Origin of the sequence: Pseudomonas sp. BMW13 (assembly GCF_013357275.1) — a bacterium.
In the GTDB taxonomy this organism is placed as follows: domain Bacteria; phylum Pseudomonadota; class Gammaproteobacteria; order Pseudomonadales; family Pseudomonadaceae; genus Aquipseudomonas; species Aquipseudomonas khazarica.
Map to the genome: position 1 here is coordinate 176680 of NZ_SUKD01000022.1, position 25600 is coordinate 202279.

Annotated in this window: 19 protein-coding genes; 14 read left to right on the forward strand and 5 right to left on the reverse strand. The window is 66.9% G+C overall.

Annotation, left to right across the window (positions count from 1 at the left end; genetic code table 11):
• Nucleotides 1-56: 56 nt before the first annotated feature.
• From E4487_RS17540 to E4487_RS17550, 3 genes are all read right to left on the reverse strand, one after another.
• Nucleotides 57-1664, reverse strand: coding sequence for a carboxyl transferase domain-containing protein (locus tag E4487_RS17540; RefSeq protein ID WP_150609853.1), 1608 nt, complete (start codon nt 1662-1664; stop codon nt 57-59).
• 144 nt (nt 1665-1808) lie between these two features.
• A complete protein-coding gene (locus E4487_RS17545; protein WP_037047830.1) occupies nt 1809-2972 on the reverse strand; it encodes an isovaleryl-CoA dehydrogenase in 1164 nt (387 codons plus the stop codon).
• 35 nt (nt 2973-3007) lie between these two features.
• Nucleotides 3008-3388 carry a MerR family DNA-binding transcriptional regulator gene (locus E4487_RS17550; RefSeq protein WP_037047828.1) on the reverse strand — a complete coding sequence of 127 codons (381 nt, stop codon included), beginning with the start codon at nt 3386-3388 and terminating at the stop codon, nt 3008-3010.
• A 176-nt stretch (nt 3389-3564) separates the two neighbouring features.
• On the opposite strand from E4487_RS17550, the gene E4487_RS17555 reads away from it, so the two are divergent.
• From E4487_RS17555 to E4487_RS17570, 4 genes are read left to right on the forward strand one after another with little or no spacing between them, the layout of a single operon-like run.
• The gene (locus E4487_RS17555; protein WP_134676706.1) at nt 3565-5451 is read left to right on the forward strand and encodes a sigma-54-dependent Fis family transcriptional regulator; all 1887 of its coding nucleotides are present in this window, start codon (nt 3565-3567) and stop codon (nt 5449-5451) included.
• Between the two features lie 40 nt (nt 5452-5491).
• A complete protein-coding gene (locus tag E4487_RS17560; RefSeq protein ID WP_175253979.1) occupies nt 5492-7207 on the forward strand; it encodes an ABC transporter ATP-binding protein in 1716 nt (571 codons plus the stop codon).
• 2 nt (nt 7208-7209) lie between these two features.
• Nucleotides 7210-7878, forward strand: coding sequence for a S8 family serine peptidase (locus E4487_RS17565; protein ID WP_175254020.1), 669 nt, complete (start codon nt 7210-7212; stop codon nt 7876-7878).
• Nucleotides 7875-9176 carry a lycopene cyclase family protein gene (locus E4487_RS17570; protein ID WP_175253980.1) on the forward strand — a complete coding sequence of 434 codons (1302 nt, stop codon included), beginning with the start codon at nt 7875-7877 and terminating at the stop codon, nt 9174-9176. Before E4487_RS17565 ends, E4487_RS17570 begins: the two co-directional genes overlap by 4 nt.
• 15 nt (nt 9177-9191) lie before the next feature.
• Here E4487_RS17570 and E4487_RS17575 read toward each other — a convergent pair whose 3' ends face one another.
• Nucleotides 9192-10685 carry an aldehyde dehydrogenase gene (locus tag E4487_RS17575; protein WP_175253981.1) on the reverse strand — a complete coding sequence of 498 codons (1494 nt, stop codon included), beginning with the start codon at nt 10683-10685 and terminating at the stop codon, nt 9192-9194.
• Nucleotides 10686-11086: 401 nt separating this feature from the next.
• On the opposite strand from E4487_RS17575, the gene peaA reads away from it, so the two are divergent.
• The 10 genes from peaA (at nt 11087) to E4487_RS17625 (ending at nt 23401) form a co-directional block, all read left to right on the forward strand.
• The gene (peaA, locus tag E4487_RS17580; RefSeq protein ID WP_175253982.1) at nt 11087-12652 is read left to right on the forward strand and encodes a quinohemoprotein amine dehydrogenase subunit alpha; all 1566 of its coding nucleotides are present in this window, start codon (nt 11087-11089) and stop codon (nt 12650-12652) included.
• Between the two features lie 75 nt (nt 12653-12727).
• Nucleotides 12728-14158: a quinohemoprotein amine dehydrogenase maturation protein gene (gene peaB, locus E4487_RS17585; RefSeq protein WP_175253983.1), complete on the forward strand. Its 1431-nt coding sequence runs from the start codon at nt 12728-12730 to the stop codon at nt 14156-14158.
• Nucleotide 14159: 1 nt separating this feature from the next.
• Nucleotides 14160-14483, forward strand: coding sequence for a quinohemoprotein amine dehydrogenase subunit gamma (qhpC, locus tag E4487_RS17590; protein WP_037047810.1), 324 nt, complete (start codon nt 14160-14162; stop codon nt 14481-14483).
• A 29-nt stretch (nt 14484-14512) separates the two neighbouring features.
• Nucleotides 14513-15637 (forward strand): quinohemoprotein amine dehydrogenase subunit beta, encoded by a 1125-nt coding sequence (gene peaD / locus E4487_RS17595; protein WP_175253984.1) that lies wholly within the window; start codon nt 14513-14515, stop codon nt 15635-15637.
• Nucleotides 15638-15772: 135 nt separating this feature from the next.
• A complete protein-coding gene (locus E4487_RS17600) occupies nt 15773-17455 on the forward strand; it encodes an AMP-binding protein (protein WP_175253985.1) in 1683 nt (560 codons plus the stop codon).
• 72 nt (nt 17456-17527) lie between these two features.
• Complete coding sequence (locus E4487_RS17605) at nt 17528-18550, forward strand: AraC family transcriptional regulator (protein ID WP_175254021.1); 1023 nt, start codon at nt 17528-17530, stop codon at nt 18548-18550.
• Nucleotides 18551-18662: 112 nt separating this feature from the next.
• Nucleotides 18663-20282: an AMP-binding protein gene (locus E4487_RS17610; RefSeq protein ID WP_175253986.1), complete on the forward strand. Its 1620-nt coding sequence runs from the start codon at nt 18663-18665 to the stop codon at nt 20280-20282.
• An 18-nt stretch (nt 20283-20300) separates the two neighbouring features.
• Nucleotides 20301-21068, forward strand: coding sequence for a 3-hydroxyacyl-CoA dehydrogenase (locus tag E4487_RS17615; RefSeq protein ID WP_175253987.1), 768 nt, complete (start codon nt 20301-20303; stop codon nt 21066-21068).
• Between the two features lie 10 nt (nt 21069-21078).
• Nucleotides 21079-22263 carry an acetyl-CoA C-acyltransferase gene (locus tag E4487_RS17620; protein WP_134676696.1) on the forward strand — a complete coding sequence of 395 codons (1185 nt, stop codon included), beginning with the start codon at nt 21079-21081 and terminating at the stop codon, nt 22261-22263.
• Nucleotides 22264-22273: 10 nt separating this feature from the next.
• Entirely contained in the window at nt 22274-23401 is a 1128-nt protein-coding gene (locus E4487_RS17625; protein WP_150609827.1) for an acyl-CoA dehydrogenase family protein, read from the forward strand.
• A gap of 89 nt (nt 23402-23490) precedes the next feature.
• Here the strand turns inward: E4487_RS17625 and E4487_RS17630 are convergent, their stop codons facing one another.
• Nucleotides 23491-25575 carry a TonB-dependent receptor gene (locus tag E4487_RS17630; protein ID WP_175253988.1) on the reverse strand — a complete coding sequence of 695 codons (2085 nt, stop codon included), beginning with the start codon at nt 25573-25575 and terminating at the stop codon, nt 23491-23493.
• Between the last annotated feature and the right edge of the window lie 25 nt (nt 25576-25600).

Below are 25600 nucleotides of genomic sequence, written 5' to 3' on the forward strand. Positions count from 1 at the left end.
AGCCGGCTTGCCGGCGATGCTGCTGATCGCCCGCAAGCGGGCTCCTACCGGCTGCTTTACATGCGGAACACGCCGAAACGGGTCGGCTCGATCGGCGCATTGAGGCTGGCGGACAGCGCCAGGGCCAGCACGTCGCGGGTCTGCGCCGGGTCGATCACGCCGTCGTCCCACAACCGGGCACTGGAGTAGAAGGCGTGCGCCTGGTGCTCGTACTGTTCGACGATGGGCTGCTTCAGGCGCTGTTCCTCGTCATCGCCGAAAGGCTGCCCGGCGCGTTGCGCCTGTTCGCGCTTGACCTGCACCAGCACGCCAGCGGCCTGTTGCGCGCCCATCACGCCGATGCGCGCGTTGGGCCACATCCACAGGAAGCGTGGGTCGTAGGCGCGGCCGCACATGCCGTAGTTGCCGGCGCCGAAGCTGCCGCCGATGATCACGGTGAACTTCGGCACCTGGGCACAGGCCACGGCGGTGACCAGCTTGGCGCCATGCTTGGCGATGCCGCCTTCCTCGTACTTCTTGCCGACCATGAAGCCGGTGATGTTCTGCAGGAACAGCAGCGGGATGCCGCGCTGGCAGGCCAGCTCGACGAAGTGCGCGCCTTTCTGCGCCGATTCGGCGAAGAGAATGCCGTTGTTCGCCAGGATCGCCACCGGGTAGCCGTTGATGCGGGCGAAGCCGCACACCAGCGTGGTGCCGAACAACGCCTTGAACTCATCCAGCTGCGAGTCGTCGACGATACGGGCGATGACTTCGCGCACGTCGAACGGCTGCTTGGCATCGGCCGGAATCACCCCGTACAGCTCCTCGGCCGCATGGCGAGGGGCGATGGGCGCACGGCTGTCCAACTGGCCGAGCTTGCGCCAGTTCAGGTTGGCGATGCTGCGCCGGGCCAGGGCCAGGGCGTGTTCGTCGTCCTCGGCATAGTGGTCGGCAACGCCGCTGGTCTTGCAGTGCACGTCGGCGCCGCCCAGTTCTTCGGCGCTGACCACCTCGCCGGTGGCCGCTTTCACCAGTGGCGGGCCGGCGAGGAAGATGGTGGCCTGCTCGCGGACCATGATGGTCTCGTCGCTCATCGCCGGCACATAGGCGCCGCCAGCGGTGCAGGAGCCCATCACCACGGCGATCTGCGGGATGCCCAGGGCGCTCATGTTGGCCTGGTTGAAGAAGATGCGGCCGAAGTGCTCGCGATCCGGGAATACCTCGTCCTGGCGCGGCAGGTTGGCGCCGCCGGAGTCCACCAGGTAGATGCACGGCAGGCGGTTCTCGCGGGCGATGGCCTGGGCGCGCAGGTGCTTCTTCACCGTCAGTGGGTAGTAGGAGCCGCCTTTCACCGTGGCGTCGTTGGCCACGATCATGCATTCCACGCCCTCTACACGGCCGATGCCGGCGATCACCCCGGCTGCCGGCACGTCCTCGCCGTAGACGTCATGGGCGGCGAGCTGGCCGATCTCGAGGAAGGGCGAGCCGGCATCGAGCAGGCGGTTGATGCGTTCGCGCGGCAGCAGCTTGCCGCGCGCGGTATGGCGCTCCTGCGCCTTGGTTCCGCCGCCCTGCTGAACGCGGGCGAGCAGGGCGCGCAGGTCGTCCACCTGGGCGAGCATGGCGGCCTGGTTGGCGGCGAACTCCGGCGAGCGGGTGTTGATCTGGGTGTGCAGGATGGCCATTGGCGCACTCCGAATTGCAGGCTTTAGCTCCCCTCTCCCGTTCACGGGAGAGGGGCTGGGGGAGAGGGTGGTGCTAGCACCTCCGGCCCTCTCCCTAACCCTCTCCCACAAGTGGGAGAGGGGACTGTCCGCGTTGTTTGAGGGTTATTTTGTTTCGTTGAACAGCTCGCGGCCGATCAGCATGCGGCGGATTTCGCTGGTGCCGGCGCCGATCTCGTAGAGCTTGGCGTCACGCAGCAGGCGGCCGGCCGGGTACTCGTTGGTGTAGCCGTTGCCGCCGAGCAGCTGGATGGTGTCCAGCGCCATCCTGGTGGCCATCTCGGCGGTGTAGAGGATCACCGCGGCGGCGTCCTTGCGTGATTCCTCGCCACGGTCACAGGCGCGGGCGACGTTGTACAGGTAGGACTTGGAGGCGTTCATGCCGGCGTACATGTCGGCCAGCTTGCCCTGCACCAGCTGGAATTCGCCGATCGACTGCTTGAACTGCTGGCGCTCGTGCACGTAGGGCAGCACCACGTCCATGCAGGCGCTCATGATCCCGGTCGGCCCGCCGGACAGCACGGTACGTTCGTAGTCCAGGCCGCTCATCAGCACGCGCACGCCACCGCCCTCGGCGCCGAGCACGTTCTCCTCCGGCACTTCGCAGTCCTCGAACAGCAGCTCACAGGTGTTGGAACCGCGCATGCCCAGCTTGTCCAGTTTCTGGTGACGGGAGAAGCCCTTGAAGTCGCGCTCGACGATGAACGCGGTCATGCCGCGCGAGCCGGCGTTGACGTCGGTCTTGGCGTAGATCACGTAAGTGTGGGCATCCGGACCGTTGGTGATCCACATCTTGTTGCCGTTGAGCACGTAGCGGTCGCCGCGCTTCTCGGCGCGCAGCTTCATCGACACCACGTCGGAGCCGGCATTGGGCTCGCTCATGGCCAGGGCACCGACATGTTCGCCGGAGCACAGGCCGGGCAGGTACTTGAGCTTCTGCTCGTGGCTGCCGTTCTTGTGGATCTGGTTGACGCACAGGTTGGAGTGCGCGCCGTAGGACAGGCCGACGGAGGCCGATGCACGGCTGATCTCTTCCATCGCCACGACGTGGGCCAGGTAACCCATGTTGGTGCCGCCGTACTGCTCGTCGACGGTCATGCCGAGCAGGCCCATGTCGCCGAACTTGCGCCACATGTCCATGGGGAACTCGTTGTCGCGGTCGATCTGTGCGGCGCGCGGGGCCAGCTCCACCTGGGCGAAGTGGTGCACGGCATCGCGCAGCATGTCGATGGTCTCGCCGAGGCCGAAATTCAGGGTTGGGTAGCTCATGGTTCCACCTGTGTCTTGTATTTGTTGAAAGGGGATCAGCTGTTCGTCTCGGCGAGTGCCGCCAGACAGCGTTCCTCCGCGGTATCCAGTTCGAGCTGCATCTGCTGGATGTCGAGCAGCTGCTGCTCGAGCTGGGCGCGGCGGGCGGCGATCTTGTTCATGAAGGTTTCCAGCTGCTTGCGGTTGCCGCCGCTGGGGTCGTAGAGGTCGATCAGTTCCTTGCACTCGGCCAGCGAGAAACCGATGCGCTTGCCCCGCAGGATCAGCTTCAGGGCGACCAGGTCCTTGGGCGAGTAGATGCGCTCCTGGCCGCGCCGCTCGGGACTGAGCATGCCTTGCTCTTCATAGAAGCGGATGGCGCGGGTGGTGACGTCCAGCTCGCGGGCCAGATCGGAGATCGAAAAAGTCGTGGGCATGGGGCTGTCTCGTTTACCTTTACGTTAACGTAAGCTTGTGCGAATCTTCCTGTCAACACCCCCGAGGGGCCCGAGAGTGGCATCACTTGTGCTTGCCAGGGCAGGCACCCTTTACGGGCTCGAGTCCTGGGTGTAGACCTTTACCGGTGCACGAGGCTGCCGAGTTGGAGCGAGATATGGCGCAGAGCTTCCAGACAGACCCACTCAAGGATTCACGACAGGCTCGCCTGCGCCTGGTCGCCGACGGCCAGCTTCCGCCAGGCGTACTGCGCGAAGAGATCGACGCGTCGTGGCGGCGCAGCCTGGGCCATGGGCTCGACTGCCTGGAGGGCGAGCGCAGCGATTTCTTCCACGACCTGCGCTTGCTGCTCGACGACAATCGCATGCTCATCGATGCCGCGACTCCGGAGATGGAGTACCTGGTGACGCAGCAGGGGCGCGCTGGCCTGGTGATACTGGGTGATGCCCAGGCCAATGTCCTGGCCATCGAAGGCCCTGACGACTACCTCAAGCAACCGGGGCTGCGTGACCTGCGTCCCGGCAGTTGCTGGAGCGAAACCCTGTGTGGCACCAACGCCATCGGCACGGCCGTCGTCGAGGGCCGGCCGACGCTGATCAACTGCGGCGAGCATTACCTCGATCGCCTGAGCCCTTTCTCCTGCACCTCGGTGCCGTTGCGTGACCCCCAGGGACGGATCGTCGGCGTTCTGGACGTGACCCGCGAAGGCATCATGGCGCAACCCCAGGACAGCCTGACCATGCTGATGCTGGCGGCCGGCAACATCGAAAGCCGGCTGTTCGGCCTGTGCTATCCGGACCACCTGGTACTGGCCTTCCACAGCCGCCCGCAATACCTCGGCAGCGCCTGGCATGGCCTGTTGGCACTGAGCCTGGATGGCGAGGTCCTCGCTGCCAACGAGCGGGCGTGCGAGTTGCTCCAGCTGTCGCGTGAGACGCTCACCGGGCGTCGCGCCAGCGAGCTGATCGGCGAGCGCTCGCCGCAGTTCATCGCGCGCCTGCTCCAGGGTGGCATCAGCAGCGTGCAGACCGCCAAGGGCGAGTTCTTCTTTCGCACATTGCAGGTTCCCCGACCTGCCAGCCCGGGTACGGGAGTGCCGCCGCGTACCCGCCCGGGTGCCGTTGCCCGACCGCTGGAAGACCTGGCCGGGCAGGACACCCGTTACGCACGTGCCTTGCGCATGGCGCGCCAGGGCCTGGCCAGCGACTTGCCCGTGCTGTTGCTGGGCGAGACCGGCACCGGCAAGGAGGTGGTGGCCCGTGCCCTGCACCAGTCGGGGCGGCGGGCGGACAAACCCTTCGTCGCGGTGAACTGCGCCGCGATCCCCGAGGGGCTGATCGAATCCGAACTGTTCGGTTACCGCGAGGGCGCCTTCACCGGCTCGCGGCGTGGCGGCATGGTCGGGCGCCTGATGCAGGCCCAGGGCGGCACGCTGTTTCTCGATGAGATCGGTGACATGCCGCTGGCCTTGCAGGCGCGTCTGCTGCGCGTCCTGCAGGAGCGCAAGGTGGCGCCGCTGGGCGCCGCTGAAGAGCAGGACATCGACGTGGCGCTGATCTGCGCGACTCACCATGACCTCAAGCGCCTGGTGCTGGAAAAGCACTTCCGTGAAGACCTCTACTACCGTATCAACGGCGTCAGCCTGCGCCTGCCGGCCCTGCGCGAGCGAAGCGACCTGGAGCAGATGGTGGCGAGCGTGCTGCACAGGCATGGAGCCGCACATGTGACCCTGGACAGGCCGCTGGCCGAGCTGCTCGGCAGCTACGACTGGCCGGGCAACATCCGCCAGCTGGAAATGGTCCTGCGCGCGGCGCTGGCGATGCGCGAGGAGGGCGAAACGGTGATCGGCCTGGATCACCTCACGGACAGCCTGCTCGATGAACTGACCGGCAGCTGCCGGCAGAGTGGCAGCATCCGCGAGAACGAGATGGAGCTGATCCGCACCAGCCTGGAGCGCCACCAGGGCAATGTCTCCGCCGCAGCCGATGCCCTGGGCATCAGCCGGGCGACCCTGTATCGCAAGCTCAAGCAGATGGGCAAATGATGGCTCACCCCCTTGCTGCGGGTGCTGTAGCGGGGCGGCCATGCCCAGATTGCTGACCCGGCTGGTCGATACCCACGACCCCGAACTGCTGCGCCGATCGCTGGCCTGGCTGTTCGGGTTCGTCAGGCCGCACCGGCGTGCCATCGCGGCCTTGCTCGGGCTGTCGCTGTGCGCCTCGCTGCTGGTGCTGGCGCAGCCGTGGCTGACTAAGAGCCTGATCGACGACGGCTTGCTGGCCAGGGACTTCCCGCGCCTGCTGCAGGTGGCGCTGGCCATGGTAGCGGTCGGCATCCTCGGTACCCTGTTGTCCGGTATCAATCGTTACCTGCATACAGGTTTGTCCGGGCGCATCCTGTTCGCTCTGCGCGATGACCTGTATCGCCACCTGCAGCAGCTGTCGCCGGCCTTCTACGGGCGCAAGCGGTTGGGCGACATCCTTTCGCGGCTCGATGGCGACGTGGCGGAAATCCAGCGTTTTGCCGTGGACTCGCTGTTCTCCGCCGTCTCCAGCGTCATCGGCCTGCTCGGCGCGGTGGCGTTGATGCTGGTCCTGTCCTGGCAGCTGTCGTTGCTGCTGGCGCTGCTGATCCCCCTCGAGGTTCTCTGGTTGCGCTGGATGCGGCGCAAGGTCGAGCGCGAGGTGCGCAGCCTGCGCGAGCGCTCGGCGGATGTCTCGTCGTTCCTGGTCGAGACCCTGCCGGCGATGAAGTTCATCCAGGCCAGCGCTGCCCAGCAGCGTGAGTCCGCACGCCTGGAAGGGCTGGGCCAGGGCTACATGCGCCAGTTGCTCAAGGTGCAGGTGACGGAGTTCTTCACCCACGCGCTGCCCGGCACCCTGACCTCGTTGTCACGCGCCTGCGCCTTTCTGATCGGTGGCTACTGGGTCATCCAGGGCACCTGGCAGGTGGGCGCGCTGATTGCGTTCTCCACCTACCTGGGGATGGCCGTCGGGCCGGTGCAGAGCCTGCTGGGCCTGTATGTGGCCTTGCAGCGCATGACCGTCAGCCTCGGCCGGGTCATGGAACTGCAGCAGGAACCGGTCAGCGTGCGCCAGCCCGCTGCGCCGTCACCCCTTGCCGAGGGGGGCGGGGAACTGCGCCTGGAGGACGTGCACTTCAGCCATGAGCAGCGCAGCGGTGCAGTGTTGAGGGGCGTCGACCTGGTGATCCCGGCGGGGCTCAAGGTGGCGATCAGCGGCGCGTCCGGGGTGGGCAAGTCGACCCTGATCGATCTGCTGCAGCGTTTCTATGATCCTGACCAGGGCCGGGTGCTGCTCGATGGCGTCGACCTGCGCGAGCTGGACCTGTTCGCCCTGCGCCGCAGCATCGCGGTGGTCAGCCAGGATATCGTGCTGTTTCGCGGCACCCTGGCAGAAAACCTTTCCTACAGCGCACCGAGCGCCAGCCGCGAAGCGCTGCACCGGGTCGCCCGGCTGGCGCGCCTGGACGAGCTGATCGCCAGCCTGCCACAGGGCCTGGACAGTCCGCTGGGCGAGCGTGGCCAGCAGCTCTCCGGCGGCCAGCGGCAGCGCATCGCCATTGCCCGCGCGCTGCTGCAGGAGCCGCGCATCCTGGTGCTCGACGAGGCCACCTCGGCGGTGGACGAGGCCACCGAGCGCGAGGTGATCGCCGCCATCGACCAGCTCTTCGCCGGGCGCACGCGCATCCTGATCAGCCACCGGCCATCGACACTGTGCGAGGCCGACCTCAGCCTGTGTCTGCAGCAGGGCCGGTTGCAGCGCCTGGAACCGGCATGAGCATGGACAGCACGCTGCGCATCGGCTTCGTCGACAGTGGATTCGCCCCGCATCAGGCCGCCCGCGTCAGCCATGCCCGGCGCTTCTGGCTGCAGCACGAGGTGCTGGAGCAGGGCGAGCCCCTGCCCGATGCCCTGGGGCATGGCACTGCGGTGCTCGATGCGCTGTCCTCACCGGCAGAGCGGGCTTGCATCTATAGCGCCCAGGTGTTCGCCGGGCATTGGCAGACCAGTCCGCTGCAGATCGCGGCGGCCCTGTACTGGCTGCTGGAGCAGGACGTGCGCCTGATCAACCTGAGCCTGGGCCTGCGCAGCGATCGCCCGGTGCTGCGCGAGACCTGTGCCGAACTGCAGGCCGCCGGCGTGATCCTCTGCGCCGCCAGCCCGGCGCAGGGCGAGCCGGTCTACCCGGCCAGCTATCCCGGGGTCATCCGTATCAGTGGCGACGCACGCTGTCAGGCCGGACAGTGGTCCTGGCTGAACAGCGCCCAGGCCGATTTCGGCGCCCAGGTTCGCGGTCCTTCGGGACTGGCCGGGGCCAGCCTGGCCTGCGCGGCGCTCAGCGGGCAGATCGCCGGCTACCTGGCGCAGCATCGCCGCGCCGATCGGCAGGCGGTGCACGACTGGCTGCGCCATGAGGCGGCGCATGTCGGCCCGGAGCGGCGCCGGTGAACGCGCCGCGGATCGCGGTGCTCGGCGCAGGACCCGCCGGCTGCGCGGTGGCGCTGGGCTTGCAGCATCTGGGCTACCGGGTCTGGGTGATCAGCGAGTGGCGTCGTTTCGCTGCGGTGGAAGGGGTGTCCGCACGGGTGCTGGAGGGGTTGCGTCAGGTCGGCCTGCACCAGGCGCTGGCCAGTGCGGCGCCACCGACGCCGCGTCGGGTACGCTGGAGCGGTGTGGACCAGCTACTCAACGACGAGCGCCTGCTGGATCGCCCGCTGTTCGACGCGGCCCTGCGCCGCGACCTGGCGGACGCCGGTGTCGAGCTGCTGCAGGGGCGGATACGCCAGCTCGGGCAACAGGGCGAGCAGCAACGGATCGTGCTGGAGGATGGCCGGTCGCTGCTGGCGGACTTTCTGGTGGAAGCCCGGGGACGTCAGGCACCACTGGGCGAAGGGCGCCTGCGTGGGCCGGAGACCCTCAGTCTGCTCAGCAGCTGGCAGGCTGAGCCGGGCCGTGCAGGCTCGGCCGTCGAGAGCCTGGCAGATGGCTGGTCCTGGATGGCGGCGCTGGCCGATGGCCGTTGCTACTGGCAGATCACCCTGGACGCCGCTGCCGCCGAACTGCCCCCACGCGACGAGCTGCCAGCCTATTGCGCGGCGCGGCGCCAGGCATCGGCGCTGGTCCAGGCCTTGTTCGGCGATTCGGCCAACGCCGCTGCGCCGGTGCATGCGCGCAGCAGCACGGCGATTCTGCCTCGGCAGGTGGTGGGGCCGGGCTGGATTCGCGTTGGCGATGCGGCGATGGCGGTCGATCCGTTATCGGGCAACGGCGTGTTCCAGTCGCTGTCCTCGGCGTTGCAGGCCCCGGCGGTGATCAACACCCTGCTGCAGCACCCCGAACGCACGCAACTGGCCTGCCGCTTTCACCAGCAGCGCATCGAGCATCTGTTCATGCGTTTCGCCCGGACCGGGCGTGACTTCTATAGGGCGGAGCCGCGCTGGGCCGATGCTGCGTTCTGGCGCGCGCGGCGTGGCTGGCCGGACGCACAGCCACTGCATGTCGACGCCGATATCGCCCGGCTGCAGGTGGCGAGCATGCCGGTGCTCAACGATGGCCTGATCGATGAGGCCGAGGTGGTGCTGACGGCCGATCAGCCGCTGGGTATCTGGCACATCGACGGCGTGGCACTGGCGCCCATCGTGCGCAGCCTGCAGGCGGGGCGCCTGGAGGCTGCGCTGGCCGCTCTGGCACCCGCATCGCGGCGGACTGTCCAGGGCTGGCTGCTGCAGCAGGGCTACCGGCCCTGATCGGGCCGGACCATGTCACAGCTTGATCAGCACCGACTTCAGCTCGGTGTAGTGGTCGATGGCGGCTGCGCCCATTTCCCGGCCAACGCCGGAGAGCTTGTAGCCGCCGAACGGCAGGGCCGGATCGAGCGCGCTGTGGCAGTTGACCCACACCGAGCCGGACTTGATGCGCGGAATCATCCGGTGCACCGAGGCCAGGTCGTTGGACCAGATGCTGGCGCCGAGGCCGTAGGGGTTGTCGTTGGCCAGGCGCACGACCTCGTCGATGTCCTCGAACGGCATGGCGACCAGCACCGGGCCGAAGATCTCCTCCTGCACCAGGCGATGCTGCTGGTCGACGTCGACGATCACCGTCGGCTTGACGAAGTAGCCTGGGCCGAAGCCCTCGCCACCACAGGCGATGGTGGCACCCAGTTCGCGGCCGAGGTCGATGTAGCCGGTGACGCGCTCCTGCTGCCTGGCGGAGATCAGCGGGCCCATCTGCACGCTGGGGTCGAGGCCGTTGCCCAGTTTCATGCCGTTGGCGATGCCGGCGATGTCGGCGACCACATTGTCGAAGTGCTTGCGGTGCACGTACAGGCGCGAGCCGGCGCAGCAGACCTGGCCCTGGTTGAAGAAGATCGCGCTGGCAGCGCCGGCCGCGGCCTCGGCGAGGTTGGCGTCGGGCATGACGATGGTCGGTGACTTGCCGCCCAGTTCCAGGGTCACGCGGGTCATGTTGTCCATGGCGGCCTTGCCGATCTGCTTGCCCACTTCGGTCGAACCGGTGAAGGTCAGCTTGTCCACACCCGGATGGCGGGTGAGGGCGACGCCGGCATTGAGGCCGGTGCCGGTGACCACGTTGAACACCCCGGCCGGGTAGCCGGCCTCGAGCACCAGCTCGGCCAGCTTGAGAGCGGTCAGCGGCGTTTCATCGGCAGGCTTGAGCACCAGGGTGCAGCCGGTGGCTAGTGCCGGGCTGAGCTTCCAGCAGGCCAGCAGCAGGGGGAAGTTCCAGGCGACGATAGCGCCCACCACGCCGACGGCTTCGCGGCGGATGAAACCATGGAAGTCCTCGCCCGGCATCAGCGGCAGCGAGGGTTCGACCGTGCTGCCTTCGATCTTGGTGGCCCAGCCGGCCATGTAGCGGAGGAAGTCGATGGCCAGTTGCACGTCCATGACCTGAGCCACGGCGGCGCTCTTGCCGTTGTTCAGGCACTCCAGCTCGGCCAGTTGCTGCGCATCGCGCTCCATCAGCTCGGCCAGGCGCCACAGCAGGTTCTGCCGGTCGCGCGGGCGCATGCAGCTCCAGGCCGAGTCATCGAAAGCCTGGCGGGCGGCGCGGACGGCGCGGTCGACGTCGTCGGCACTGGCCGAGGGCACCTGACCGATGATCTCGCCGGTGGCCGGGTTGCGAAAGTCCAGGGTGGCCCCGCTGATGGCGTCGCACCATTCGGCGCCGATCAGCATCTGCAGCTTGCGGTTGAGGAAGGCGTGGGTCTGGGGCAGGACGGGCAGGTCGGCAAACATTGGGGGTACCTCTGCTTATTGGAGTCGCGGTGACCTTTCGCAACCCTCGTGCCAATGCTCGATCTGCGAGGTAAGAGATTGATATGGAAAGAAAAGGTTCGGAGATTCGTGCTCTGTCGCAGCAGCCCGCTGTTGCAGATTGAGACGGCCTGAGACGGGCCTGGGACGGCCTCGGCGTCCCGCATCGGAGAAGCCTGGGTGCGTTCGTCTCAAGCTGGAACAGCCTGTCGCGAATTTAGACGCCGCAGGCTCGATCCCGTCGGCCAGAAAACCCTCGTTTTACCGCTAAGTCCTTGCTGCGAATGCATTTGTCCCTGTGTGGCACGCATTGTGTATTTGCTCTGGCCAGGCGCACCTGCTCGGGGTGCGGATCATAAGAACAACACCGTGGAGGTCTGACCTTGAAGACGACTCGACTCCGGCAGCGTGCGGGCATCCTGGCTCTGGCCATGACCTCGCTGATGCTCGCCCAGGCCCAGGCAGCGCAGGAGGGGCAAGCCCTCCTCGAGTCCAAATGCGTGGGCTGCCATATTCCCGAAGGCGGCGACGCCATCAGTCGTATCAGCCACCAGCGCAAGACCCCCGAGGGCTGGCTGATGAGCATCGCGCGCATGCAACTGATGCATGGCCTGAACATCGCCGATGACGAGCGCCGCACCCTGGTTAAGTACCTGGCCGACAAGCAGGGCCTGGCCCCGGATGAAACCGAGGGGGTGCGCTACGCCATGGAGCGTCGCCTGAACACGGTCGAGACGTTCGACGAGCAGTTGAGCCAGACCTGTGGGCGTTGCCACTCCGGGGCCCGCGTCGCCCTGCAGCGTCGGCCGGCCAAGGAGTGGGAGCATCTCGTCCACTTCCATCTGGGGCAGTGGCCGTCGCTCGAGTACCAGGCGCAGGCCCGTGACCGTGACTGGCTCGATCTCGCCCTCGCGGAGATGGTGCCGGAGCTGGCCAAGCGCTACCCGCTGGACAGCCAGGCCTGGTCCGAATGGCAGAAGGCCAGACCCGAGGCCAAGGTGTTGCTGGGCCAATGGGCGTTCAGTGGGCACATGCTGGCCAAGGGCGATGTGCGTGGCGTAATGACGGTGAGCGCCGACACGGGTGACACCTTCAAGGTCGAGGTCAACGGCCAGTACGCCGATGGCACGCCCTTCGTCGGTGGCGGTTCGGCCATTCTCTACAACGGCTACGAATGGCGCGGCAACGTGAAGATCGGTGATACCCGCATGCGCCAGGTCTTCGCGGCCCTGAACGGCGAGATGAAAGGGCGCATGTTCGATGCCGAGCATGACGAGCGTGGTCTGGACTTCAGTGCCGCCCAGCAAGGCCAGGCCAGGTTGTTGGCTGTGCAGCCGGCTTATGTCAGGGCCGGTAGCGAAGTCGAGCTGACCCTGGTGGGCAGCGGCTTGCAGGGCAGCGCGCAGCTCGGTGCGGGCCTCGAGGTGGTGAAGGTACTCGAGGCCACCCCGACGCAGGTGCGGTTGCGGGTCAAGGCCGCAGCCACGGCTGCGCCGGGCCGTCGCAGCGTCGTACTGGGCGATCTCGGGGGCGTCGACCTAGCGGTGTACAAGGACATCGCCGAAGTGAAAGTGGTACCCGCGTTCTCCATCGCCCGTGTGGGCGAGAACGGTGGTTCGACGCCCAAGGTGCAGGGCCGCTTCGAGGCCGAGGCCTGGGGCAGGGATGACGAAGGTCAGCCCTACCGGATCGGCTACCTGCCGGCCAAGTGGTCGGTACAGCCCTTCGATGAGCGCGCCAGGGAAGACGAGGACGTGAAGTTCGCCGGGCAGATGCAGAAGGACGGCGTGTTCGTCCCTGGCGCTGCTGGTCCCAACCCGCAGCGCAAGATGATGACCAACAACGCCGGCAACCTGAAGGTGATCGCCGAGCTGGAGGAGGGTGGCCAGAAGGGTGAAGGCCAGCTGATCGTCACCGTACAGCGTTGGAACAACCCGCCGCTGCCCTGAGGGGCAACGGCCCGGGCGGGGCCACGCCCTGCCCGGATTCGCAACGACGATTGGGAAAACTTCCGGGAGGTCGCCATGGGCGCAATATTGAATCTGGTCGAGCGCAACCTGCACGAAGTGCGAGTGGATGCCGACCGCATGCTGTTCCACATTCCGAGCAGTTCGCTGTTCGCCGCCGATGACGTGACGGGCGGCATCATCGACGCGCTGCGTCAGCAGAGCTGCTCGTCCGAAGACCTGGTGCGGCGTCTGGCCGACCGTTTCGCCGGGCAGGCCATCGATGAAACGCTGCGCGAGCTGATCGCGCTGGAAGTGGTCAGCGACGGCTCGCCACTGACGCCGGAAATCGGCATCGCCAGGGTCGAACGTACGGCGCTGAACACCGTGGTGCTGAACGTCAACACCGGCTGCAACCTGAGCTGCACCTACTGCTACAAGGAAGACCTGGACAAGCCCTCGGCCGGCAAGAAGATGCAGGTGCAGACCGCCGAGGCCTCGGTGGAGATGCTGCTCAAGGAGTCGCCGGACGAGCAACGTTACAGCGTGGTGTTCTTCGGCGGCGAGCCGCTCTCCAACCGGGCACTGATCGAGCACATGGTGGACTACTGCGAGCGGCGTTTCGCCGAGGCGGGCAAGCAGGTGGAGTTCATCATGACCACCAATGCCACATTGCTCACCGAAGAGATCATCGACTACCTCAATGCCCATCGCTTCGGGTTGTCGATCAGCATCGACGGGCCGAAGACGGTGCACGATCGCAACCGCATCACCGTGGGCGGGCAGGGCACCTACGACGTGGTGCGGCGCAAGGTCGACCTGCTGCTGTCGCGCTATCGCAGCCGTCCGGTGGGGGCGCGGGTGACCCTGACGCGCGGTATCACCGATGTCGAGACCATCTGGAACCACCTGTTCAACGAACTGGGTTTCGCCGAAGTCGGCTTCGCGCCGGTCACCTCGGGAGACATGGCCGACTACAACCTGACCGCTGAGGAACTGGTCGAGGTCTTCGCCAACATGAAGGCCCTCGGCCGGCGCTACCTGGAGGCGGCGCTGGAACACCGCAACATCGGCTTCTCCAACCTGCACCAGCTGATCACCGACATCCATGAAGGGCACAAGAAGGCGCTGCCCTGCGGCGCCGGCCTGAAGATGCTGGCGGTGGACCACAAGGGCGAGCTGAACCTCTGCCACCGTTTCACCGGTTCCAGCATGCCGACCTTCGGCAATGTGCACAGTGGCGTGAAGCAGGTCGAGCTCAACGACTTCCTGTCCCAGCGCCTGGATCGCTCGGGCACCGGCTGCGACAGCTGCCGCATTCGCAACCTGTGTTCCGGGGGCTGTTATCACGAGAGCTACGCCCGCTACGGCGACCCGACTCACCCGACCTATCACTACTGCGAGCTGATGCGCGACTGGGTGGACTTCGGCATCGAGGTCTACAGCCGCATCATGGCCGTCAATCCGGCCTTCATCAGCAGCTACATCTCTCCGCGGAAGGCGCACTGACATGAAACATCTGAAGCCGCTCAACAACAAAGCACAACTGCTCGAACAAGCTGCAGCCGAAGATCGTATCGAAGAGGTGGTGGCCATGAGCGCCGTGGCCGGCTGCACCGCCACCACCGATCCGGGCTGGGAGGTGGACGCCTTCGGCGGTGTGAGCTCCCTCTGTCAGCCGATGGAGGCCGACCTCTACGGATGCTCCGACCCTTGCTGGTGGCCGGCCCAGGTGCCCGACATGATGAGCACCTATCAGGACTGGAACGCCACTGCCCAGGATTCGTCGCAGGACTGGCGCAACCTCAACACCGTATTCCCGAAAGACAAATGACCGGCGCGCAGAACAAGAGGGGACAGCGTATGAAACTCCAAACCATCGCCAGCCTGGCGACCGTCGTCGCCGGGCTCGCCCTGGGCAGTCATGCCAATGCTGCGGCGCAGGCCGGCCCGGCGCTGAAGGTCGGTCAGGAATACCTGATCGCCACCAACTATCCGAACAACCTGCATGTGGTCGATCTGGCCAGCGACAGCCTGTACAAGACGTGCCAGCTACCCGATGCGTTCGGCCCCGGTACCGCGATGATGGCGCCGGACAACAGGACGGCGTACTTGCTCAACAACCATTACGGTGACCTCTACGGCATCGATCTGGACGATTGTCGCACGGTGTTCCACGCCCGGCTGTCGCGTAGTCCGGGGGAAAAGGTGCGCTCGATGTTCTCCTTCGCCCTCAGCCCGGATGGCAAGGAGTTGTACACCACGGTCAACCCGACGCAGATGATGAGCGATCACTATGTGGTCAAGCCGCCGCGTCTGGAGGTGTTCGATACCGCCGCCGGGCTCGATGCCCAGCCGCTGCGCAGCTTCCCGATGCCGCGCCAGGTGTACCTGATGCGCGCCGCCGATGACGGTTCGCTGTTCGTCGCCGGGCCGGACATCTACAAGATGGACGTGCACACCGGCCAGTACGAGGTGGCGGTGCCGCTGCGCAACTGGCAGCGGCCACTCTACAGTGCACCGGACGTGCTGTACTTCTGGCCGCACCAGACCGCGATGCACGATTTCTCGATGCTCTATACGGCGGCCCGCTTCCAGGATGACACGCAGGACCTGGCGAGCGCCGACTACCGCTACGGCTACCTGAGCATCGACCTGAAGACCGGCAAGGCGGTCGTGGAGGACTTCGCCTCGCTGACCGAGCTGTACTTCACCGGCCTGCGCTCGCCCAAGGATGCCAACCAGATGTTCGGCGTACTCAACCGCCTGGCCAAGTACGACATCAAGGAACAGAAGCTGATCAAGGCTGCCAACCTGGAGCACACCTACTACTGCATCGCCTTCAACACCGAGGGTAGCAAGCTGTACCTGGCCGGCACCTTCAACGACATCGCGGTGTTCGACCCGGATACGCTGGAGAAGATCAAGAACATCAAGCTGCCAGGTGGTGACATGGCGATCACCACCACTCAGGTATTTACTCGATAAGGTTGCTCGCAGTGGCGAAGGTCGCATACCCAGGCGACCTTCCGCTGTGATAATCGACAGGTTTCGCGGCCCGTGCCCCAGTGGCTGGCCGCCTGTTCAGCGACGATCCCATTACAAAGACAAGAAGGGAAAGCCATGAATCACCCGAGTTACACCCGCGGGCGGCAGGACAAGGACTTGCTCGCCATGACCATCGGCGCGGCGTTCGACGCCACGGTCGCCCGGTTCCCCGAGCGTGAGGCGCTGGTCGTGCGCCATCAGGGCCTGCGTTACAGCTGGCGAGAGCTGGCCGAGGTGGTCGAACGCCATGCCCGCGCCTTGCTCGCCCTCGGCATCGAGAGCGGCGACCGCCTGGGAATCTGGGCGCCGAACTGCGCCGAGTGGTGCATCACCCAGTTCGCCAGCGCCAAGATCGGCGCCATCCTGGTCAACATCAATCCCGCCTATCGCAGCAGCGAGCTGGAGTACGCGCTGAAGCAGTCCGGCTGCCGCTGGGTGATCTGCGCCGATGCCTTCAAGACCTCCGACTACCATGCGATGTTGCTCGGCCTGGTGCCGGAGCTGGCGGAAGCCGAGCCGGGCCGGCTGCAGTGCGAGCGCCTGCCGGAATTGCGTGGCGTGGTCAGCCTCGCGGCCAATCCACCCGCTGCATTCCTGTCCTGGGCCAGCCTGCAGGCAAGCGCCGCTTCGGTCCCTGTCGAGGCGCTGGCCGAGCGCCAGGCCAGCCTGCAGTTCGATGACCCGATCAACATCCAGTACACCTCCGGCACCACCGGCTTCCCCAAGGGGGCCACGCTGAGTCACTACAACATCCTCAACAACGGCTACATGGTGGGCGAGAGCCTCGGCCTCACCGAGCACGACCGCCTGGTGATCCCGGTGCCGCTGTACCACTGCTTCGGCATGGTGATGGGCAACCTGGGCTGCGTGACCCATGGCTCGACCATGATCTACCCGAGCGATGCCTTCGATCCGCTGACCACCCTGCAGACCGTGGCCGAGGAAAAGGCCACTGCCCTGTATGGCGTGCCGACCATGTTCATCGCCGAGCTGGACCATCCGCGGCGCGGCGACTTCGACCTGTCCAGCCTGCGCACCGGCATCATGGCCGGCGCGACCTGTCCGATCGAGGTGATGCGCCGGGTCATCAGGGAAATGCACATGAGCGAGGTGCAGATCGCCTACGGCATGACCGAGACCAGCCCGGTATCGCTGCAGACGGGCCCCGAGGACGAGCTGGAGCTGCGCGTGACCACCGTCGGCCGCACCCAGCCCCAGCTGGAGAGCAAGATCGTCGACAGCGACGGCAGGATAGTGCCGCGCGGCACCATCGGCGAGCTGTGCACGCGCGGCTACAGCGTGATGCTCGGTTACTGGAACAACCCGCAGGCCACGGCCGATGCCATCGACCCCGGGCGCTGGATGCACACCGGTGACCTGGCGTCGATGGACGACAATGGCTACGTCTGCATCGTCGGGCGCAGCAAGGACATGATCATCCGCGGTGGCGAGAACATCTATCCGCGCGAGCTCGAGGAGTTCTTCTTCACCCACCCGGCGGTGGCCGACGTGCAGGTGATCGGCATCCCCTGCGAGCGTTACGGCGAGGAGATCGTCGCCTGGGTCATGCTGCACCCCGGCCATGAACTCGGCGAGGAACAGCTGCGTGCCTGGGCTCGGGAGCGCATCGCGCACTTCAAGGTCCCGCGTCACTTTCACTTCGTGGACGGCTTCCCGATGACGGTCACCGGCAAGATCCAGAAATTCCGCATGCGCGAGATCAGCATCGAGCGCCTGGCCCAGGTACAGAGCGGCTGAGTGACGGTGGCGATTGCCAGCGTGGTGTTGCCCTGCGACAGTGGCGGCTCGTCAGGCGTTGCAGGGAAAGACATGACGGCCATCGTCACCGAGAAAGGCACCATCTCCGTCCAGCTGGTGGCCGAGGCACTGCTCGAGTGGCGCCGCCGCGGCCTGTCGGAGGCGCCGTTGCTGGCGCAAGCCGGCATCACGCCGGGGCAGCTGCTGCGACCCTATGCGCGGGTCTCGGCGTCGGCCTACGCCCAGCTGTGGCGGGCCATCGCCCTGGCCATGGACGACGAATTCTTCGGCATGAATGCGCGGCGCATGAAGTCCGGCAGCTTTGCCTTCATGGCCCGCACGGCGCTGCGCGAGGCCGACCTGGGCAGTGCGCTGGAGAGCATGCTGAGCTTTCTCGGCCTGATCTTCGATGGCCTGCGGCCGCGCCTGGAGCGTCAGGGCAGCCTGGCGCAGATCGTCCTCGACGAGTCTGGCGAAGTGCCGGGGCGGGCATTCTCCAGCTTCACCCTGTGGCTGATGCTGCACGGCCTGGCCTGCTGGCTGGTGGGGCGGCGCATCGCCATTCTCAGCGTCGAACTGCGCTGCGCCATGCCGGATTACTGCGGTGACTACCGGGTGATGTTCAGCGACAACCTGCGCTTCGGGCGCGCCAGCAATCGCCTGCTGTTCAACGCCGACTGCCTGGACTTGCCGCTGCGTCGCAGTGAGCGCGAGCTGCGCCGCTTTCTCGCCGGTGCACCGGGCAACATCCTGGTGCGCTATCGCGACCCGCAGAGCCTCGGCGCGCGCATCAAGGCCTACCTGCGCAGCCTCAACGCCGGGCGCTGGCCCGATATCGACGCCCTGTCCGGGCACTTCTACATGGCGCCTTCGACCCTGCGCCGCAAGCTGGCCCAGGAAGGCCAGTCCTACCAGGGGCTCAAGGACCAGGTGCGTCGCGACCTGGCCATCGCGCGCCTGGACGAGGGCGCCAGTCACTTTGCCGAGCTGGCCTACGAGCTGGGATTCGCCGACACCAGCGCCTTCTACAAGGCCTTCAAGAAGTGGACCGGCACCACCCCGGGACAGTACCGCGCCCTGGAGGGCGTGGACTGAGCGGCGCTGTCAAAAACGCTCGCTTCGATCGACCTGTTTCGACATTGCCGCCTCGCGGCCCCTGGCGCGACCATCGTGGCACTCCAACAACAAGAACACCGGAGGCTACCCGATGCGCGACTACTTCACCGCTGCCCGCGAGTTCGATTACGCCAGTGCCGCTTCCAGCACCCTGGCCGGCGACCTCGACGCCCTGAATGCCTGTGTCGAATGCTGCGACCGCCATGCCCAGCCAGGGCGCGTCGCGCTGCTCTGGGAGGGGCGCAACGGCGAGCGTGCCGAGTGGACCTTCGCCGCCCTCAAGGACGCCGCGTCGCGTTTTGCCAACCTGCTCCAGGCCCGTGGTGTGGGTCCCGGCGATTGCGTCTCGGGCATGCTGCCGCGCACGCCGGAACTGCTGATCACCATCCTCGGAACCTGGCGCGCGGGCGCGGTGTACCAGCCGCTGTTCACCGCCTTCGGGCCCAAGGCCATCGAACACCGCGTGCGCAGCGCCGGCAGCAAGCTGGTCGTCACCGATCTGGCCAATCGCGCCAAGTTCGACGAGGTAGCGGAGGCGCCGCCGGTGCTGACGGTGGGTGACGATTTCCAGGCCGAGCTGCAGCGCCAGCCGGAACACTTCGAAGCGGTCATGCGCAAGGCGTCCGATCCCTTCCTGCTGATGTTCACCTCCGGCACCACCGGCCTGGCGAAGCCGCTGGCGGTGCCGCTGAAGGCCATCGTCGCCTTCGTCAGCTACATGCGCGAGGCGGTCGACCTGCGCGCCGAGGATCGCTTCTGGAACCTCGCCGATCCAGGCTGGGCCTACGGTCTCTACTACGCGGTGACCGGGCCGTTGGCGATGGGTCATGCCACGCTCTTCTACGAAGGCGGTTTCAGCGTCGAAAGCACCTGCCGGATTATCCGCGACTACGGCATCAGCAACCTGGCCGGCTCGCCCACCGCCTACCGCCTGCTGCTGGCGGGCAAGGGCGAGGTGGAAGCCGCGATCAAGGGGCAGTTGCGCGCCGTCAGCAGCGCTGGCGAGCCGCTGACCCCGGAGGTGATCCGCTGGTTCGCCGAAGGGCTCGGCTGCGTCATCCACGACCACTACGGGCAGACCGAGCTGGGCATGGTGCTGTGCAACCACCACGCGCTGCAGCACCCGGTGCGCCTGGGCGCCGCCGGGTTCGCCATGCCCGGCCACCGTGTCGTGGTGCTGGACGAGCAGCAGCGCGAACTGGCGGTCGGCCAGCCCGGCATCCTCGCCCTGGACATGCCGCGTTCGCCGCTGTTCTGGTTCCCCGGTTATCAGGGCCTGGAAACCCGCGCCTTCGTCGGCGACTACTATCTGAGTGGTGACACCGTCGAGCTCAATGCGGATGGCAGCATCAGTTTCGTCGGCCGCGCCGATGACGTGATCACCACCTCCGGCTACCGCGTCGGTCCCTTCGATGTGGAGAGCGCGCTGATCGAACACCCGGCGGTGATAGAGGCCGCCGTGGTCGGCAAGCCCGACCCGGAGCGCACCGAGCTGGTCAAGGCCTTCGTCGTGCTGCATGCCGGCCATGCCGCCGACGCCGCACTGGCCGAGGGGTTGCAGCAGTACGTGCGCCAGCGCCTGTCCGCCCATGCCTATCCGCGCGAGATCGAGTTCGTCGCGGAGCTGCCCAAGACCCCGAGCGGCAAGATCCAGCGCTTCCTGTTGCGCAACCAGGAGATCGCCAAGGCCCAGGAGGCCGCCGCTCACTGATTCGAAGGAGTAAAGAACGTGCGTATCGAGAATTCCGTTTTCCTGGTGACCGGTGGCAGCTCCGGCCTGGGCCTGGCCACCGCCCGCGAACTGCTGGAGCAGGGCGGCAAGGTGGTGCTGGTGGACATCAACGCCGAGGCCGGCGCCGCGCGTGCCGAAGAACTGGGCAGCAACGCCCGCTTCGTGAAAGCGGACATCACCCGCGAGGAGGATGCCCGCGCTGCGGTGAATGCCGCTGCCGATGCCTTCGGTGGTCTGCAGGGCCTGGTCAACTGCGCCGGGGTCGCGCCGGCCGAGAAGGTCATCGGCCGCAATGGCGTGCATGGCCTGGAGAGCTTCGCCCGCACGGTCAGCGTCAACCTGGTCGGCAGCTTCAACATGCTGCGCCTGGCCGCCGAGTGCATGGCCCAGGGCCAGGCCAATGCCGATGGCGAGCGTGGCGTGATCATCAACACGGCCTCAGTCGCGGCCTTCGATGGGCAGATCGGCCAGGCTGCGTATGCGGCCTCGAAGGGCGGCGTGGTCGGCATGACCCTGCCGATTGCCCGCGAACTGGCTCGCCACGGCATCCGCGTGATGTGCATCGCGCCCGGCATCTTCGAGACCCCGATGATGGCCGGCATGCCCCAGGAGGTCCGCGATGCCCTCGGCGCCGCCGTGCCGTTCCCGCCGCGCCTTGGCCGGCCGGCAGAGTATGCGGCACTGGTGCGCCATATCGTCGAGAACACCATGCTCAACGGCGAGGTGATTCGCCTCGACGGCGCCATACGCATGGCCGCGAAGTGAGGAGACCGTCATGAACAAGGATTCCATCGTCATCGTCAGTGCCGCCCGTACCGCCATGGGTGGCTTCCTGGGGGACTTCAGGGAGATGAGCGCGGCCCAGCTCGGCGCCGCTGCCAACCTCGCGGCTCTGGAGCGGGCCGGCATCGCCGGCGACGCCGTCGACGAGGTGATCATGGGCTGTGTGCTGCAGGCCGGCCAGGGCCAGGCGCCGGCGCGTCAGGCCGCACTGGGGGCCGGGCTGCCACAGTCGGTGGTCTGCTCGACGGTGAACAAGATGTGTGGCTCGGGGATGAAGGCCGTGATGCTGGGCCACGACCTGCTGCGGGCTGGCAGCGCCGACGTGGTACTGGCCGGTGGCATGGAGAGCATGTCCAACGCGCCCTACCTGCTGGAGCGCGCGCGTGGCGGCTATCGCATGGGCCACGGCAAGGTGCTCGACCACATGTTCCTCGATGGCCTGGAGGATGCCTACGACAAGGGGCGTCTGATGGGCACCTTCGCCGAAGACTGCGCCCAGGCCTATGGCTTCACCCGTGAGCAGCAGGATGCCTTCGCCATCGCCTCGCTGACCCGAGCGCAGAAGGCCATGCGCGAGGGCCGTTTCGCCGCCGAGATCGTCCCGGTACAGGCCCGCTGCGGTCGCGAGTGGATGACTGTCAGCCAGGACGAGCAGCCCCCCAAGGCGCGCATGGACAAGATTCCCGGCCTCAAGCCGGCCTTCCGCGAGGGCGGCACGGTGACGGCGGCCAACGCCAGCTCCATCTCCGATGGCGCCGCGGCGCTGCTGCTGATGCGCCTGGAGGAGGCGGAGAAGCGGGGCCTGCAACCGCTGGCGCGGATCGCCGGGCATGCCTCCTTCGCCCATGCGCCGAACCTGTTCACCACCGCGCCTGTCGGCTCGATCCAGCGCCTGCTGGCGCGCACGGGCTGGAGCCTGGGCGAGGTGGACCTGTTCGAGGTCAACGAAGCCTTCGCCGTGGTGCCCATGGTGGCGATGCGCGACCTCGACATCCCCCACGACAAACTCAACGTCCACGGTGGCGCCTGCGCCCTGGGTCACCCCATCGGCGCTTCCGGCGCGCGCGTGCTGGTGACGCTGCTCAATGCGCTGGGGCAATACGACCTCAAGCGCGGCGTGGCCTCCCTGTGCATCGGCGGCGGCGAGGCCACGGCGGTGGCGGTCGAGCGCCTGTAAGGAGAACGAGATGATTCCGAACGAAGATGAAATCCTCATCCGCGACATGGCCCGCCAGTTCTCCCAGGAACGCCTGAAGCCCTTTGCCGCCGACTGGGACCGCGAGCACCGCTTCCCCGCGGAGGCCATCGCCGAGATGGGGCAGCTCGGCTTCATGGGCATGCTGGTGCCGCAGCAGTGGGGTGGCGCCGAGACCGGCCACCTGGCCTACGCCATGGCGCTGGAGGAGGTGGCCGCCGGTGACGGCGCCTGCTCGACCATCATGAGCGTGCACAACTCGGTGGGCTGCATGCCGATTCTCAAGTACGGCAGCGAGGAGCAGAAGCAGCGCTTTCTCCGCCCGCTGGCCGAAGGCAGCATGCTCGGCGCCTTCGCCCTGACCGAGCCTCAGGCCGGGTCCGATGCCAGCGACCTGCGCACCCGCGCGCGGCGCGAAGGCGATCATTACCTGCTCAGCGGCGCCAAGCAGTTCATCACCTCCGGCAACCAGGCCGGCATGGTCATCGTCTTTGCCGTCACCGATGCCCAGGCGGGCAAGCGGGGCATCAGCGCCTTCATCGTGCCGACCGATACCCCGGGGTTCTCGGTGGTGCGGGTGGAGGACAAGCTTGGCCAGCATGCCTCCGACACCTGCCAGATCCAGCTCGACGAAGTGCGCATTCCGGCGAGCCTGCGCCTGGGCGAGGAGGGCGAGGGCTACCGTATCGCCCTGGCCAACCTGGAAGGTGGTCGCATCGGTATCGCCGCGCAGTCGGTGGGCATGGCCCGTGCCGCATTCGAGGCGGCGCGGGACTACGCTCACGAGCGGGTGACCTTCGGCAAGCCGATCATCGAGCACCAGGCGGTGGCTTTCCGCCTCGCCGACATGGCCACGCAGATCGCCGTGGCGCGGCAGATGGTGCATCACGCGGCCAGCCTGCGCGAGGCGGGTCAGCCATGCCTGACCGAGGCGTCGATGGCCAAGCTGTTCGCCTCGGAAATGGCCGAGAAGGTCTGCTCGGCGGCGATCCAGACGCTGGGCGGCTATGGCTACCTGAAGGACTTCCCGGTCGAACGCATCTACCGCGACGTGCGTGTCTGCCAGATCTACGAAGGCACCAGCGACGTGCAGCGAATGGTGATCGCGCGCAGTCTCTGACTGATGGCTTGTTCATTGTAGGAGCCGGCTTGCCGGCGATCATTACTTAAAAAGCATCGCCGGCAAGCCGGCTCCTACGAAGGCAGCGTTCAATCGAGCTGATACTGCACGCCCGCGCCGACATACCAGGCGCGCTCCGGGCCGGGCTCGTAGTAGCGACCGTTGCCGTCACCGACGATCACCGAGCCGATGTAGTCGCGGTCCAGCAGGTTGTCGATGCGCAGGACCTGGTTGAAGGTCAGTGCGCCGACCCTCTGCTCGAAACGTGCCTGCCAGTTGAACAGCGCGTAGCTTGGCGCGCTCCTGGCGCTGTTGCTGTCTTCGACGTACAGCTCGCTGCGGTACATCGCCTCGATGGCCGTGCTGACGCCTGATGCCGGTTGCCAGTTCAGTTCGCCATGCAGGCTGTGCGCGGGAATGCCAGGCAGGTGATTGCCCGCGTCGATCATCCGGTCGTTGCTGCTGAACGCCTGGCTGTAGGTGGCGTCGATCCGGGTATAGGCGAGGTAGGCGCGCAGGGTCTCGCTCAGACGGCTCTCCAGCGCCAGCTCGATGCCGCGCCGGCGGGTCTGCCCCGCGTTCTGGAAGCGCGAGCGACCACCGCTGGCCGACGCCACCACCAGTTCGTCGTCGGTATCGATCTGGAACAGCGCCAGCTGCAGGCGGGTGCTGGCGGCCAGGCGCGCCTTCAGGCCGACTTCGATCTGCTCGCTGGTGGCCGGTTTCAGGTCGAAGCCGAAACCGCCGTTGGCGCCGGAATAGGACAGCTCATTGAGTGTCGGCGTCTCCAGTCCCTGGCCCCAGCTGGCATAGACACTCAGTGCCGGCAGCAGGGCGTAGCTGGCGCCCAGGGTCGGCGTCAGCTCGCGGTAGGTGACCGAGCCGCTGTCGTCGCCGTTGCCGAGGAAGCGGTCGTCCACCTCGAATTCGACCTGGTTGTGGCGCAGGCCTGCCTGCAGATCCAGCTTGCCCAGCTGCCAGGCGGCCTGGACGTAGGGCGACAGGCTGGTCACCCGGTTGCGCTCGTCGCGGCGCAAGGCGCCTTTGACACCGAGCGTGCTGCCGCTGAAGTTCTCGTAGCCCTGGCGATCGTCGCGGGATTGGTCGTAGTCCACCCCGGCGGTGAGGGTAAGCAGACTGCCACCCAGGTCGAAGGGCTGAATCCAGCGGTTGCCGATGCCGTGAAAGCGCCGCTCGAAGTCGATCACGCCGCCGGAGTGGGTGGGGTTGCCCTGTACCGCAGGCGGAATCGACTGGTACTGAATCACCCGGCGCGTACCGCTGTAAAGCGTGCTCTGCCAGGTGCCGGCGGCGAAGCTGCGCTCATAGTTGAGGGCCAGCTGGCGGTGGTCGATGCTCTTGCGCGTATCGAACAGCAGGGCACTGGGCGCTGCCGCGCGGCGGTCACTCTGCACCTGCGCCCAGGTCAGGCCTTGCGGGTCCTGGGTGTCGTTCTGGTCCAGCTCGCTGACACTCAGGCTGAGCGTGCTGAGGTCATCGGGGTGGAGGGTCAGCTTGGCGAAGGTCTTGTCGAGGATGGCGCCGCTGTGGTCGCGGTAGCCGTCGGTCTCGAAGTGCGAGCGGTTGATGATGAAACCGGCCTGTGCGTTGCCGCCTTCGGCAGCCAGGCGCGTGCGGCGGGTGCCGTAGGCGGCCTGGGAGGTGTCGGCGGAGACCCTGGGCGCGCCCTGGCCGTCACGCGAGAACAGCTGGATCACCCCGCCGGAGTTGCTGCCGTAGACACTGGCGAAGGGCCCGCGCAGGACCTCGATGCGCTCCAGGGTGTCGAGGTCGAAGGTGGCCGCCTGGCCCTGGCCGTCGGGATTGGACAGCGGCACGCCGTCGGCCAGCAGCTTGATGCCACGGATGCCGAACGCGGCGCGGGCGCCGAAGCCGCGCGAGGAAATCTGCAGGTCCTGCGCATGGTTCTGGCGGTTCTGCACCACCAGGCCGGGCACGCTGCCCAGTGCCTCCGAGAGATTGACGCCGGGCTTGCCCTGCGTGGCCTGCTCGGCGTCGATGCGGTTGACGGAGAAGGGCAGCCGCCAGCCGCTGGCCTGGTAGCGGCTACCGGTGACGACCAGGGGCTCGGCCCGGTAGCGGGTGTCTTCGGCCTGCGCGGCCAGTGGCAGGAACAGCGTGGGCAGCCACAGGCGAGGGCTTGGCCGGTGCATGAGCGAAAGGTCTCCCAGGAAGCAG

Coding starts and splice junctions, on each gene's coding strand:
- E4487_RS17540 (WP_150609853.1), bottom strand. CDS start 1,664: ATGGCCATCCTGCACACCCAGATCAACACCCGCTCGCCGGAGTTCGCC.
- E4487_RS17545 (WP_037047830.1), bottom strand. CDS start 2,972: ATGAGCTACCCAACCCTGAATTTCGGCCTCGGCGAGACCATCGACATG.
- E4487_RS17550 (WP_037047828.1), bottom strand. CDS start 3,388: ATGCCCACGACTTTTTCGATCTCCGATCTGGCCCGCGAGCTGGACGTC.
- E4487_RS17555 (WP_134676706.1), top strand. CDS start 3,565: ATGGCGCAGAGCTTCCAGACAGACCCACTCAAGGATTCACGACAGGCT.
- E4487_RS17560 (WP_175253979.1), top strand. CDS start 5,492: ATGCCCAGATTGCTGACCCGGCTGGTCGATACCCACGACCCCGAACTG.
- E4487_RS17565 (WP_175254020.1), top strand. CDS start 7,210: ATGGACAGCACGCTGCGCATCGGCTTCGTCGACAGTGGATTCGCCCCG.
- E4487_RS17575 (WP_175253981.1), bottom strand. CDS start 10,685: ATGTTTGCCGACCTGCCCGTCCTGCCCCAGACCCACGCCTTCCTCAAC.
- peaB (WP_175253983.1), top strand. CDS start 12,728: ATGGGCGCAATATTGAATCTGGTCGAGCGCAACCTGCACGAAGTGCGA.
- qhpC (WP_037047810.1), top strand. CDS start 14,160: ATGAAACATCTGAAGCCGCTCAACAACAAAGCACAACTGCTCGAACAA.
- peaD (WP_175253984.1), top strand. CDS start 14,513: ATGAAACTCCAAACCATCGCCAGCCTGGCGACCGTCGTCGCCGGGCTC.
- E4487_RS17600 (WP_175253985.1), top strand. CDS start 15,773: ATGAATCACCCGAGTTACACCCGCGGGCGGCAGGACAAGGACTTGCTC.
- E4487_RS17605 (WP_175254021.1), top strand. CDS start 17,528: ATGACGGCCATCGTCACCGAGAAAGGCACCATCTCCGTCCAGCTGGTG.
- E4487_RS17610 (WP_175253986.1), top strand. CDS start 18,663: ATGCGCGACTACTTCACCGCTGCCCGCGAGTTCGATTACGCCAGTGCC.
- E4487_RS17620 (WP_134676696.1), top strand. CDS start 21,079: ATGAACAAGGATTCCATCGTCATCGTCAGTGCCGCCCGTACCGCCATG.
- E4487_RS17625 (WP_150609827.1), top strand. CDS start 22,274: ATGATTCCGAACGAAGATGAAATCCTCATCCGCGACATGGCCCGCCAG.
- E4487_RS17630 (WP_175253988.1), bottom strand. CDS start 25,575: ATGCACCGGCCAAGCCCTCGCCTGTGGCTGCCCACGCTGTTCCTGCCA.